12 protein-coding genes are annotated in these 13914 nt (G+C 59.5%); 11 read left to right on the top strand and 1 reads right to left on the bottom strand.

The window, feature by feature from the left end:
* The coding region (locus P1S46_08335) for a hypothetical protein (GenBank protein ID MDF1536491.1) at nt 1–626 on the bottom strand (626 nt) is incomplete at its 3' end.
* A 181-nt stretch (nt 627–807) separates the two neighbouring features.
* Here P1S46_08335 and P1S46_08330 point away from each other — a divergent pair.
* The 11 genes from P1S46_08330 to P1S46_08280 all read left to right on the top strand — a co-directional run bounded on the left by P1S46_08330 (nt 808) and on the right by P1S46_08280 (nt 13678).
* Nucleotides 808–1155: a cupin domain-containing protein gene (locus P1S46_08330; GenBank protein ID MDF1536490.1), complete on the top strand. Its 348-nt coding sequence runs from the start codon at nt 808–810 to the stop codon at nt 1153–1155.
* A 92-nt stretch (nt 1156–1247) separates the two neighbouring features.
* Nucleotides 1248–1850: a PaaI family thioesterase gene (locus P1S46_08325; protein MDF1536489.1), complete on the top strand. Its 603-nt coding sequence runs from the start codon at nt 1248–1250 to the stop codon at nt 1848–1850.
* Between the two features lie 158 nt (nt 1851–2008).
* Nucleotides 2009–3010, top strand: coding sequence for a DmsE family decaheme c-type cytochrome (locus P1S46_08320; protein MDF1536488.1), 1002 nt, complete (start codon nt 2009–2011; stop codon nt 3008–3010).
* Between the two features lie 332 nt (nt 3011–3342).
* Nucleotides 3343–5217: a hypothetical protein gene (locus tag P1S46_08315; protein ID MDF1536487.1), complete on the top strand. Its 1875-nt coding sequence runs from the start codon at nt 3343–3345 to the stop codon at nt 5215–5217.
* A 1-nt stretch (nt 5218) separates the two neighbouring features.
* A complete protein-coding gene (locus tag P1S46_08310) occupies nt 5219–6178 on the top strand; it encodes an ABC transporter substrate binding protein (protein ID MDF1536486.1) in 960 nt (319 codons plus the stop codon).
* Nucleotides 6179–6192: 14 nt separating this feature from the next.
* Nucleotides 6193–8325 (top strand): methyl-accepting chemotaxis protein, encoded by a 2133-nt coding sequence (locus tag P1S46_08305; protein ID MDF1536485.1) that lies wholly within the window; start codon nt 6193–6195, stop codon nt 8323–8325.
* 52 nt (nt 8326–8377) lie between these two features.
* On the top strand, nt 8378–10432 hold the full coding sequence (locus P1S46_08300; protein ID MDF1536484.1) for a hypothetical protein: 2055 nt from the start codon (nt 8378–8380) through the stop codon (nt 10430–10432).
* A 56-nt stretch (nt 10433–10488) separates the two neighbouring features.
* Nucleotides 10489–10734: a hypothetical protein gene (locus P1S46_08295; GenBank protein ID MDF1536483.1), complete on the top strand. Its 246-nt coding sequence runs from the start codon at nt 10489–10491 to the stop codon at nt 10732–10734.
* A 538-nt stretch (nt 10735–11272) separates the two neighbouring features.
* The gene (locus P1S46_08290; protein ID MDF1536482.1) at nt 11273–12190 is read left to right on the top strand and encodes a nucleoside recognition domain-containing protein; all 918 of its coding nucleotides are present in this window, start codon (nt 11273–11275) and stop codon (nt 12188–12190) included.
* Between the two features lie 134 nt (nt 12191–12324).
* Entirely contained in the window at nt 12325–12483 is a 159-nt protein-coding gene (locus tag P1S46_08285) for a rubredoxin (protein ID MDF1536481.1), read from the top strand.
* A gap of 1 nt (nt 12484) precedes the next feature.
* Nucleotides 12485–13678, top strand: coding sequence for an FprA family A-type flavoprotein (locus P1S46_08280; GenBank protein ID MDF1536480.1), 1194 nt, complete (start codon nt 12485–12487; stop codon nt 13676–13678).
* Nucleotides 13679–13914 lie beyond the last annotated feature (236 nt).

The following is a 13914-nucleotide window of genomic DNA, read 5'->3' as shown; positions in this document are numbered from 1 at the left end:
TAGTATTCCGCACAAGCGAACGACTCAGCAACGCCGCCGGAACGGAAAAGAACCTCGTGAATAGTCCGGGCTAGGAGCCTGCATGGGGTTCTCCGACAGGCTCCTAGGATGACGATACGCCCGTGTCTGGTCCCCGGAACACCCCCGAGGAGGCGGCCGATCCCTCCCTTTTCCTTCTGCAGGAAGGTTGCCCCTACCTGAACGGCCATCTTCCCCGCCACCTGGCTCATGGGGGCCAGGAGGGGGAGGGACCCGTCGGCGTCCTGTATCGTCTCGTAGGCGACGGCACGGACCTTTTTATTCAGCAGGGTTTCCACCAGACCGGGAAGGGGTGCCAGATGAAGGAAGGTAAACAGGAGCTGGCCGTCCGTCATGAAGTCGTATTCGGAGGGCAGGGGCTCTTTCACCTTCATGATCATGCCGGCCCTGCCCCAGACCGAGGCGTCGTCGGGTACGATGACCGCTCCTGCCGAGGCGAACTGTTCGTCCGGGATGGCGCTTCCCTCTCCCGCACCCGCCTGGATGATCACTTCGTGACCAAGACTGACCAGTTCCTCGACCCCGGCGGGAACGATCCCGACACGGTACTCGTTGTCCTTGATCTCTTTCGGAACACCGATCTTCATGGCAGCAACCTCACATTCATCAAGTTTGGCAAGCCCCGGATATGGAATAATCTCTGTGTCTCCGTGTCTGCTCCTTGACCCTGGTCAATGATATCCCCCGGTGGACGGGCTATACTGACCATTATATCCAGTCCGCTTCGGCTGTTGCCAGCGATAACTGGAATTTTCACGGGAGGTTGAAATGGTAGTGAAAAAGGAAGGTTCAATGCCGGTAAGTGAAGCGCTGCGGCTGGACGAGCTTGTCCAATACGGCGACGGGGCGGTGGTCAGCAGGACCCTGGTGCAGACGGGCGTAGGTACGGTTACCGTTTTCGCTTTCGACCAGGGACAGGGACTGAGTGAACACTCCGCCCCCTTCGATGCCCTGGTACAGGTCCTGGCGGGGAAGGCTGTCATCACCATCGGCGGGAAACCTGTCGAGGTCTCGGCGGGCGAATCGCTGCTCATGCCGGCCGACATCCCCCACGCCCTGGACGCCCCCGAGCGCTACAAGATGCTGCTGACCATGATAAGGGAGAAGAAACAGTAGCCAGTTTACAGTATACAGTTTACTGTTTACTGTGAAGAAAAGGGAACTGATAGCCGTATACCGTGAACTGAAAACTGATGCGGGGGAGCGCTTTGTCCAAGGATCTATCAAAACACATCGAACACATGGAGCAGTCCATCCCCTTCAACCGGCACATCGGGTTCACCGTGGTGGAGGCCAGGGAAGGATATGTGAAGGTCCGCGTGCCTTTCCGGAAAGAGTTCATCGGAGACCCCAGGCGTCCGGCTCTCCACGGAGGGATTCTCTCTGCGGTGATCGACGCCGCCGGGGGGCTGGCCGTCTGGACGCAGTTCGCCCTGACCGACCTCATCTCCACCGTGGACATGCGGGTGGACTACCTCAGGCCGGGCCCTGACCGTGACATCGTTGCGGAATCCAGGGTAGTTCGCATGGGAAACCGCGTCAGTGTGGTCAACACGGTGGTTTACGCTGCGGATTCTCCCGATGAGCCTGTGGCCGATGGCAGGGCTGTTTACAACACGCGGCGAAGAACCGACCCGCCTTCGTCACGCCAGGAGGGTGGCTACGGCGTGGCAGGAACGGAGACAGGGGAGCAGTCCAAAGCCCAAAGCCCAAAGTCCAAAGTCCAAAGCCCAAAGTCCAAAGCCCAAAGTCCAAAGTCCAAAGTCCAAATCCCCTTGAAAAGCAATTCTGTCGCGATTCCGGGGATTTAGTGAAAACTTGAACATCCCCCTCGTTATGTGGTAAAAGGCTTTGATGACCAGATAGTTTACGTCTTCCGTTTTCTGGAAATCAGAAGTGGAAAGGAGCCTTCCACCGTACCATCCTTCCATTTCCGGTTCCGGGCTTACCCAGAGAGGAGAGAGGGACCATGCCGCGGCTGATGAAAAGGATCCCGAACGGGGCGACCGCCCTGGGGGTCATCTTGGTGGCAGCCTTGATGACCTATTCGTGCGCCGATCTGAAGAACAGCCGGCCTGTCGTCCCCATGAGGGAGTACGAGAAGCTACTCGTCGGTTCTCTCTTCGCCGATTACGTGGGCAACGAGACCTGCCTCGCGGCCTGCCATAACCACGACCAGGCGGCGGCGTTTCTCGCCGACAGCGTTCACGGTCACCAGAAGGCGGAGGGGACCGATATGCCCCTCGTCAACTGCGAGACCTGTCACGGCCCTGCCAGCGAGGCCATCGACCCCGACTTTATCGCCGAAAACAACAAGTGTGACACCTCGAAGTTCGTCCAGCTCAAGGAACTGCCCGCGGCGGCCCTTTCCATGCTCTGCCTCAAGTGCCACAGTTCCTACTCCATGGCCAACATGCAGCACTGGCCTTTCGGCGATCACGCCCGCAACGAGATCAGCTGCTCGGACTGCCACAAGCTGCACAAGAGTTCCCGCCAGAAGCTCGCGGGGGTGGAGATCAACAGGCAGTGCATGGGGTGTCATGACGATGTCCGGGCGGCCTTTTCCCACGTGTCCCGCCACCCCGTTCCTGAAGGCAAAATGCTGTGTGTCGATTGCCACAACCCTCACGGGACCCAGAACCAGCGGGGCCTTAAAGCCATGGACCAGCGAGGGCTGTGCATCAGCTGCCACGGGCAGCTCATCGGTCCCTTCGCGTGGGAGCATGCGGACGTGACCGATGAGTGCACCACCTGTCATTCGCCCCACGGATCCGTGTTCGCGGATATGCTGAACGTCCAGGAACCGTTCCTTTGTCTTCAGTGCCACGCCGGCCACACCGATTTCACCTCTCCGTCGTCCCCCTCGGCCGGGGTCAAAGCCGCGATGTACACACGATGCAGCAACTGCCACACCCAGATCCATGGAAGCGACACGAGAGGGCCGCACCCGGGAAGCGGCCTGACCCAGTAGATAACCATATGGCATTTCTCAACCTTGATAGGGTCGCAAAAAGCCCAATCCGGGACTTTTCGCTCCACGGAAAGGGAAAATGGTCGTTTTCCCTTTCCCTACAAATCAATGACTTATGGAGTGAGTCATTGATTTGGGCGCCCCGCGCGGGGCGCATTGATGACTTTTTGCGAAGTCATCAACCTTCGTGATTTTTTAGCGGGAATCCAACAGCCGCAGGATGCAGGTACAAGGTTTATGCTTCATCCCGATTGCCGGGTTTTAGAATGGCGAAGGTTGATGGATATAACCCCCTGGTGAAGCCAGGGTGTTATATTGGCTGGAGGATCGGCATGACAATCAAACGAAAAACGGCTTTAACTATCCTGTCTGTCAGCATGTGCCTCTTACCGGCAGGCCCTGCCCTTGCCGAGGAGTTGACACTCGCCGAAGGGTGCGGTACCGAGGCTGCGCGGGGTTATGGCGGGTGTGTGGGGTTCAACGGGCTCTCCATCGACGGGGGCGGGGAAACGGTGATGCCCTACGGGTATCTCGAGTCCCACCCGGTGCTCAAGGCCCACTACCACGAACCTGTGGGGTTGGGGCTCCTGGACCTCTCGCTGGATTACGGGGGGGACGGCTACTACAACCTGACAGGGGATTACTACGGGACATCCGCTAGTGCGGTGATCCGGTCGGAAAGGTTCGTCAGGAACCTCGAACACCTGAACCTTCCGGGGCCTTACGATACCTCCACCTCACCCCTGTACTGGTCTGATGATACCGACCCCGCCGATGAATACTCGTTGGATCTTTCCCAGCAGTTTGCCTCCATCAAATACAAATGGCACGCCTATCCTGCCAACGCCTCCCTTTCGGTCCGCCGGTTCCAGGTGGAAGGAGAAAAGCAGCAGTTCATCCTCAACGAGAACTGCGCCACCCAGTGCCACCACGTGTCGGAAACGAGGAAGATCCGGACCACCACAGACCAGATCTCTTTAGGCGGCAGCGGCCACGCGGGCTTTGTGGATGTTTCCTACCAGTACAGGGGGACACAGTTTAAGGATGATCAACCTGACCCGGTTTTCAACTACGATTCCGTCTTCGGTTTTACCGGCACCCAGGCCCACAATATCTATCCCGAGACAAAGGTAGCGGAACACACCGTGAATGTCAGCACCAACCACACGGGACGTTTTGCCGGGTTTCTCGGCGTTATCCTCGGAGAACGGGAGAACACGGAGTCCTCTCTTACGGAACAGTATCAGAACGCCATCGGCAGGTTCCTGTGGCGCCCCAACACGCGGTTTTCCCTCCTTCTGGATTCGAGGCAGACCTATCGCCAGGATGACTCTCCCGACGCCGCCCTCCAGGCCCAGCGTCTCGCCGACGGCGCTCCCCTGCGGTACGGCACCGTACGGAACTGCAATCGGGCTACGGTCAACTACTATCCCGCCGACGGTGTGGATCTCCAGGGCGTCCTGACGATGACTGCCATCGAGAGGGAGGACAACGAACTGTGGGGGCTGCCCGACGAGACGACATCCAGCGAGGTGCGCATGACCGCCAGGCTGAAGCCGTCGTCCGCTGTAAAGGTCAGGGCCACATGGTCCGGCATAACAACTGAAGACCCTTCCTACCGGACGACCCCTACCGACAGTCAGAAGCTGATGGTTTCGGGTCAGTGGATCCCGGCGGCCGGTGTCTGCCTGACGGCGGATGTCAAGGGGTTTTCCGACGAGAACTCCGACAGCGGACTTGTCAACGAGAGGCAGATCCTCGGAGCGGGTGTCTCCTACACGTCTGAGCTCCCTGTTTCCCTGGTGTTCAGGGTCTACCAGTTCACCAACGACATCACCACCGACGTAACACTTGCCGATTCGGTTCCGGCCATCTCTGACGACGACGTACCCTACACTGCCGAGGGTACCCAGTACATGCTCCAGGCTGTCTGGCGCGCCGGCAAGAAACTCCAGGTTGCCGGACAATATACCTATCTTATGGCGGAGGGGGATTACGATGTGAGCACGGCCGGCTTCACCGATGTGAGCGATTATTCCGGCCTGGACGCTGTCCAGCAGGAATCGGCTGTGGACCTGCTTTACACCATGGATGGAGGGTGGGGTATTTCCGCCCGCCTGGCCAACCTTTCCTACGAGGACAAGGAAAGCGGCCTGGAGGACGAGAAGGTCAACCAGGTTTCCGCTTCGGTGACCAAGAGGTGGTAAGGTGAGAGCATCGATGTTTTCCATCCGCAAGGCCGTTTCCGCGGCGCTCCTGGCCGCCCTGGCGCTGACTGCCGCGCCCGCGGCCGTTGACGCCAGGACGGTGGGGCTGATCCTCCCCAAGGACTGCGCCTTTTCCGACAGTACCAAGGAGAAGTTCGGGGCTGCCCTGAGGAGCCAGGGCTTTTCCAGCCAGGACCTCGAGATCTTCATGCAGCGTCCGGGCTCGGACAAAGTGTCACGGCTCAACGGTATCCGGAAGTTCCTTGCCATCGGCGCCGACGTCATTGTCGTTTGGGGAGGGACCTCTATAAAGGAGATCGCCTCTGAATCTGGCAAAACACCCATTGTGTTCGTCGGCGTGTGGGATCCTGTGGCGAGCGGCATCGTTACGGACCTGAAAAAGCCGGGCAAATACATCACCGGCATCGCGGGAAGAACCTCTACGGATTACCTTCTGGATAATATCGTGGAATCCACGGGGATCAAGGTCCTCGGACTTATGTACCATTCGGGCCTCGTCGACAGCCTGGCGCAATACGATGACGTCAAGAAAATGGCACCGGGCAAGGGCCTGCAACTCCTGGAGGTTGATCTTCAGACAGCTCCCAAGGAGAAGGCCGCCCTGGTCCTGGGACCGGCCCCGTTCCTGTACCTGGCCCAGGGGTGCGATGTGGAGGGCGGTGTTTATGAGGCCCTGGCGAGCCTTAACAAGCCGGCGGCCACCCAGAACCCCGGTATCACCGGCGGCGGGGTGGTGTTCACCCTTGCCCCCGACATGGACGAGACGATCAAGACGGCGGCCGAGATCACCGGGAGCATCCTCAACGGGAAAAAGCCGGGAGATATCCCGGTAGCCAGGATCACGAGGATCAGTTTCATTATCAATATGGGGGAGGCCAGGAAACTGGATGTCAAGGTCCCCTTCCCAGTTCTCAACAGGGCCACCGAGGTCATAAGATAGGGGCTTGGGATTAAATGACCCGTATCAGCAACCTTACCCTCAAGACCAAGGCTACGAGCCTCATCGCTGTCGTCCTCGTCCTGGTCATCGGGTCGACCACCTTCATCTTCTCCTCCGAGGTGAACAGGAAGCTCGAGAGCGCCCTTATGGCCTCCACGGCACTGGTGGGAGAGAACCTGGTCGCCGAGATCAAGAAAACGGTGGACATGGGGATCTACCTGTCCGAACTGGAGGGTCTTGGCGGCCAGCTCACCATGCATGTGGAACGGAATACCAACCTCGGGTACATCTACGTGGCCGACGAGAAGGCATCGGTGCTCTACATCAGTGACGGGATGCCGGATTGGGTCCGTGAGCGCGCCAGGATACCAGAGGCCTTTGCCCAGGACACCAGGACACCGGTTGTGGACAAGGTGAATTCAGGCGGACTGGGGTTCTACCAGCTGTCCATGGCCATCGAATCCGGGGGCGCCCTGCAGGGGTACCTGGCCGTAGGGCTGAAAGAGAACGTCATCAGTGAGCAGCTCCGGCAGATCAACCGGCGACTGATTCTCATCGGGCTCCTTGGTTTCCTCGTGGCCACGACTGTCATCATCATCTTTTTCAACCGGATCATAAGCCAGCCCCTGGCCAGCCTCGCCGGAACGGCGAGGCAGATATCCGCCGGAAACATCATCGAACCGGAAGTGTCGGAGCGCGGCGACGAGATCGGGGAGCTTTCCGGGGCCTTCACGGTCATGGCCAGGGAACTCACCGGGATGATCGGCAGGTTTTCGGAAACCTCTTCGAGCCTGCAGAACTCCTCGGTGGAACTCACCTCGGTGGTCAAAAGCCTCACCGCCTCCTTCGGGAAGCAGATGGAGACGTTGGGCGGTGTCGTGACGGCTATCCAGGAGATGGACGGCCTTGCCCAGGACCTGTCCCGCCAGGCAGGGACACTCAGCGACACGGCCAACGAGTCGTCGGCGGCCATCACGGAATCGACCTCCGCCATCGGCGAGATCAACCTGAACATGGCCGAGATCAACGAGGCCATCGAGAACATCACCTCCTCCATCCTGCAGATGTCCGCCACCTTCGGGGAGTTGGCCGAGGGGGCTGACGAGACGGCCAAACTGGGTGAGGAGTCCATGGACGCGGTCTCCCGGATCAACGAGGGCGTCAAGAACATGGAGAAGATGGTGGACAAGTCCAAGGGACTCGCCGAGGATCTTCGGATCAACGCCCAGGATATCGGCTCCAAGGCGGTGAGTCAGACCCTGCAGGGCATCCTTTCCATCAAGGAGGATGTGCAGAGCTCGGAGCAGGCCATGAGGCTGCTCAACGAGAAGGTGGACAGCATCGGTGAGATCGTCACCGTCATCGAGGGGATCGCCGACCAGACTAACCTGCTGGCGCTCAACGCGGCCATCATTTCGGCCCAGGCCGGTGAGGAGGGCAAGAGCTTTGCCGTCATCGCCTCCGAGATCCGGGAGCTTTCCGCCAGCACCACCGACTCCACCAAGAAGATCTCCGGGCTTATCCGTTCTGTCCAGGAGGAGGCCAAGAGCTACACCGGCTACGTCAAGCGGGTCAGCAAGAGCGTGGAAGAAGGCCACACACGGGGGCTCCAGGCCACCGAAGCCCTGGAAAAGATCGTGGGATCGGCCAGCGAGTCAGCCAGGATGTCCGGCGAGATATCCCAGGTGACCCGGGAACAGGCGGCGGCCAGCGAAATGGTGTCTTCGAGCATCGAGCACTTTACCAAGCGTGCCGATGTGATCCGCCGTGCGACTTCCGAGGAGGCCCAGACCGCCAAATTCATCCGGGAGTCCATCGAAAAGGCCAAGACCATGGTCGAGAAGGTCTACAAGTCCACGGAGGAACAGAACAAGACCAGCCAGATGATCAACGACATGGTCATCAAGGCCGAGGAGATCGCCGGGAAACTGCAGCAGGCTACCGACAGGGAGAAGGACCTTTCGGCCCACCTCGCCTCTTCGGTGGAGTCGCTCCAGGAAATGGGCCAGGAGAACTTCGGCCTCGTGAAAAACGTGGACTCCTCGTCGGAGATGCTTACCGGCCTTTCGGCCTCCCTCAACAAGGAGCTCGGACGGTTCAAGGTGGACAGTGACAGGAAAGTCAAGCCCCGGAAGGCCGGGGAATAAGGGAACATATGGAAAACATTTCTAACCGAAAAACGCAAGGGAGTGATCGCCCATGACCGGTTCAGTGAAAATACTAGTCGTCCTCAGTCTGGCCCTTCTTGCCGCTTCTTATGGGTGCGGCAACCCCCTTGACAGCAGCAGTACGGACGGGACAAGTTTAGTGCCCGCTCCCCTGGGGATGGACCTGTGCTACGAGTGTCATGCGCCAACGTTCTTCGAGGAGTGGCTGGTGAGCCGGCATTCGAACTTCGATTATTACGATGCCGAAGACGGACGCCCGAACCCCCTGGATTCCTCAACTTTCGGTGACAATTACGCGACCATCGTCGGGGACCCCCACTACCTCAACCGGTGCGATCCCTGCCACCTGGGACCCATTGACCAGGGAAATACGGGCACGGTCATTCTTTCGGCCCTCAACGCCGCCGGAACCTTCTTTACCAACCCCAACCTGGGGCAGGTCAACCGTCCCCTCATCGACTGCGAAAGCTGCCATGTCAGCGGCGCCGGGCACTGGGGGGGCAACTCCCCGCCCTACGCTGCGATCCCGGCGCTTGATGAGTGCGGGGAGTGCCACGGGGGGCCAGGGAAAGAGGATCACCATAACATTGAATCCTACCGGTACTGGCTGAACACGAGCGGGGACAGCTTGGGCCACGAATGCAACGCTCCGACCGCTTCCACGATCAATCTGGCCGGATCCGTAATGGAGGTCTGGACGGCGCCCGACGTCTCCGGATGGAGTCTGAGCTGCCCCGACGGTGAGGGCGGCTTTGACACAACCGGCCCCTATGCCGGCCCCTATTATTTCAACGGCGACAGGACCATCAACGACACCCATTTCAATGAGATATGGGTCACCAACGTCGGCAACGAAGTGACCTTTTACACTGTGCCCACCGCAATGTTCGGGTACGTGGACCTGACCAACACCTCGCCTAACACAGGGATGACGCGCGCCGACTCGGAGGACGCCTGCACGGCCAGCTGCCACGGGGCCCACGAGTTTGACCTGACCATCAACGAACAGTGGTTCGAGGGGGCCCATCACCCCAACATCGCCGGGCCCCTGGGCACCGACGGGGACGAGATCACGGTTGCCGGTCCCGACAACTGGGGGGCCGTGGACCACGGCTTCAGGTCATCCTGCCTGAGATGTCATAACTCCATGGGTTTCGCCGAGGTGGCTCCGGGCTACGGCAGCGCGGTACTGACCCCGCCTGACTCTGACGGGTTCATCACCTGCAACGCCTGTCACGACGGCGTCGACTACCCGACCGCGGGCAATAAGCACATGAGGTTCAGCGGTTCCGTGGTCCTGTTCGACTACCGGGGCAAGCCGCTCGCCTACGTGGAAGCCGGCAACAGCGCCGTTTGCGTCTATTGCCACCAGGGCCGTCAGGACGGCAGCCACGTGGCGCTGGACGCCTCAAAGTACGATCCGGCCATGATGGAGACGTCCACTTACCCGTCTTACATGACCTCCACAAGATCCAACCCGGTCGTGTTCCGCAACATGCACTACCTGGCTTCGGCCGCTGTCCTCTACGCCGAAAAGGGGTACGAATACGCGGGATCGGAATATTCAGGGGAGCATATCCATGCAGCCCTGGGGTGCGTGCGGTGCCACATGGCCGAGGAGCCGGGCACGGAGGAGGTTGGCGGCCACACCTTCCACATGGCCCACGGTTCCACCGAGGCCACAACTTACTGCACACCTTGCCACCCGTCCATGGCGGCCATCGACAACCCTTGGGGAACGGGGACTGACGCCGCCAACGACGTGGCCTACATGCTCACCGTGCTCCTGAACGACGCCATCGAGGCCTACGATTCCCCGGACGATGCGGACACGACCGCTCAGGTTTACTTCACCGAATCGTATCCATACTTTATCCTCAACGAATCGGCAGGGGGAAATACGTCCCAGGGGTGGGACCCCCCCCTGGCTGAAGCGGCCTTTAACTGGCAATTCATCAAGAAGGACCCCGGGGCTTACGCCCACAACTGGAAGTACGCCGTGCAGCTCCTCCACGACTCCTACAAGGACCTCCAGTTCAACGACGGCTCGATACCGGCGCTGGCGGCGAGTGTAACACGGCCTTAGGGCAGGGGATCCGGGATAGTCAACCGAGCTGATAATATGCTCAAAGGGGGGAAAACATGTTGTTCTGGCTGATGATCGCCATCGCGCTGGCCCTGTTCGGGACGGTGGAGCTGTTCCTTGACTTCACGATCCCCTTTACGGAACTTCGGACCGTGCTCCTTTTTCTCCTGGTCCTGGGTATGTCCTACCGGATCTACCTTATGGAACAGGGGGGCGAGAAAGAAAACCTCAAGAACAAGGTCCGGGACCTGGAGGACAAACTTCGGGAGCTGGAGATGGGGGGGGGAGTAGAAGCTGTTTAACCGGGGGGACCGGTTAAACGGGTTCCAGGTTTCAAATTTCAGGTTTCAACTGATCGGCGGTGACGCGCCGATCAGTTTTTGCGGTGTTGTTCATTGAGGGAAAACGGTTGTCACTGCGAGCTGTTTCTGAGCGAAGCAGTCTCAGCCCCCCGCCCGTCCTTTAGGTGTCTGGGTCTGAATCTCACTTCTTGTCCCAATCCTTGCCTTTCCATGTCAAAATTGAAAGGGCGTCTTTGCGTCTCCACTTGCCGTCACCCCGGGCGCGGGTCCGAGGTCCATGGATTCCGGATAATCACGCCCTGCGTGATTTCCGGAATGACTGGGATAAGATCGCTGCGTCCTTGTGGTGGAAATTCACACCCTGGCGTCGGTGGGTATGGGACTGCTTCGCTCAGAAACAGCTCGCAGTGACACCTTTCTTTCCATGCTCCCATGTGCTTTCACTCTCCCTCCCCGCGTCTCCGTGTCCGCTCAGTCTCTTCCCACCTGCCCTCCCTGATGGTAATCTCCCGCTCATGGCAAACACGAAAGTGACTTCATGAACCGGGCCGTCGGCGCCATCAGGGCAGGGACCCTTACGGGTCTTTCCACCTCCTGGACCCTCCTGAAGGTCATGGTTCCCACCATCATTCTTGTCCAGGTGCTCAAGGTCACCGGTCTCCTGGGTCTCCTGGCGTCGGCGGCAGAGCCCCTGATGGGCATTTTCAAACTGCCTGGCGAGGCTGCCCTGGTCCTCATCACCGGCGGGATGGTCAACATCTACGCCGCCATTGCCGTCGCGGTCAACATACCCCTGACGGCCAGGGGGATGACCGTCCTGGCTGTCATGGTCCTCATTGCCCACAACCTTATCGTGGAGACCGCGGTCCAGAGGAAGGCAGGGACCCCGGCCAGGATCATCCTTCCCGCCAGGATCACCGCCGCCCTCCTGGCCGGCCTCATCTTTTCCAGGCTTGTGCCGGAGAAGGGGGGCCTTCTCGTCCAGGCCGGGCTACCGACAGACGGCGGCCGCTGGACCGACATCCTGGCCGGAAACATTCTCTCCCTTGCCAAGATCGTGGTGATCATCGTCAGCCTCATGATCCTTGTTGAGTCGGCCAGGGAGTTCGGTATCCTGGACCGGATCACCAGGGCGCTGGGGCCGCCCATGAAGCTGCTTGGCATGGACCGGAGGACCTCATTCGTGGCTGCAGTAGGGCTCCTTCTCGGGCTTGCTTACGGGGCCGGTCTCATTATCGAGGAAACCAGAAAGTCCGATATCGGAGGAAGGGAGATCCTTGCCACCAACATTTTTCTGGGTACGAGCCACGCGCTTATCGAGGACTCCCTTATATTCGCCGCCGTGGGAGCCGGCCTGGGGTGGGTGGTGATCGGGCGGCTGATTTTCAGTGTTGTCTTCCTGAAGCTGTCCATGCCCGTAGTGATGGCTTTGTGGAAGGTGGAAGGTGAGGAATAGAGCTTCAAACGTCGTCCTGTTTCATGGCGCCGTTTGAAGCTTGACACCCCGCTGCCGGTAGTCAAAAATGTTTCTCGTTACAGGGCTGGAAATTCTTCGGCCCTTACCTGAAAAAAGCGAAAAGGAGGAAGACCATGAGCAAGTATCGCTGTACGGTATGCGGTTACATCTACGATCCCGCCCAGGGTGATCCCGACGAGGGGATCGATGCCGGGACCGATTTTAACGACGTTCCTGACGACTGGGTCTGCCCCGAGTGCGGAGCCGACAAGAGCTTCTTCGAGGAGGCCTGATTTGAGTCCCGTCAAACTGGCTCCCGGGGTCTACTGGATCGGGGCACTGGACCCCGAATTGAGGACCTTCGACGTCATCATGAAGGCGGAACACGGCACCACCTACAACTCCTACCTCGTGAAGGGTGAAAAGGGGTGCGCCGTCATCGAAACGGTCAAGGCGAAATTCTTCGACCCTTATCTCGGCGGGATCAGCACCCTCGTGGAACCGTCCCGGATCGATTACATTGTCATGAACCACACGGAACCCGATCACTCCGGATCGCTGGGTAACCTTCTCGGCGAGGCCCCTTCGGCCACCGTGGTTTCGTCCCGGAACGCGGCCGCCTTCATCAAGGGACTCCTCAACAGGGACCCGGGGATCCGTACGGTGGGCGACGGCGATTCCATTGACCTGGGAGGGCTGACCCTCCAGTTCATCCAGGCCCCCTTCCTGCACTGGCCGGACACCATGTTTACCTACATCCCGGAGAGGAAGATCCTGTTCCCCTGCGATTTCCTGGGAAGCCACTTTGCCGACGAGCGGATGTTCGACGACCTGGTGGACGATTTCTCCCACGCCCGCCGGTACTACTTCGATGTCATCATCCGTCCGTTCAAGGAGTTTGCCAACCGGGCCCTCGACAGCATACAGGACCTGCCCATCGACATGATCGCTCCCAGTCACGGCCCGATCCTGAGGACCGGTGTGTCCCGTTACCTCGAGGCCTACCGGCAGTGGAGTGAGGCTCCCGAAAAGGGTGAGCAGCCGTACGTCCTTGTTTTTTACGCCAGCAGTTACGGAAACACGCGGCGAATGGCGGAAAAGGTGGCTGAAGGGTGCCGGGAGGCCGGGGCGGAGGTGGCTGTTTATGACCTGGAAGCGACAGTGCCCGGTTCCATCCTGGATGAGGTGGAGCGGGCAGACGCCCTTGCGGTCGGCTCTCTGACCATCAACGGCGATGCTGTAAAGCCTGTCTGGGATCTCCTGACATCCCTTGCCACAATCAAGGTCCGCGGCAAGTTGGCATGTGCCTTCGGTTCCTTCGGGTGGAGCGGGGAGGCGGTCGGGTTCATGGAGGATCGGCTCAAGGCCCTCAAGTTCAAGATCCCGGTGGAAGGTATCAAGGTGCAGCTGGTGCCCACCGGGAAGGACCTGGCCCAGTGCAGGGAACTGGGTGAAAAACTGGTTGGATCCCTTCCTGGCCGGGGGTAGTCAGCCCGGGGCGGTCAATGGTCATTATCTTAAAGCACGTCCTTGATGAAGGGCCCGGCCTTATTGCCGACATGCTAGCAGCGTGTCGGGAAACCCTGACACGCTGCGTAAAAGTTTGTCGGAAAAACGCTTATAAAATTTTTTCTTCATATCAACCGATGATGACTTCGCAAAAAGTCATCAACGCGCCCCGCGCGGGGCGCCCAAATCAATGACTCACTCCGTAAGTCATTGAT

This window comes from bacterium (assembly GCA_029210545.1).
GTDB lineage: Bacteria > BMS3Abin14 > BMS3Abin14 > BMS3Abin14 > BMS3Abin14 > JARGFV01.
Note: the sequence above shows the minus strand (reverse complement) of the source record. Positions and strands in the feature narration are given on the sequence as shown.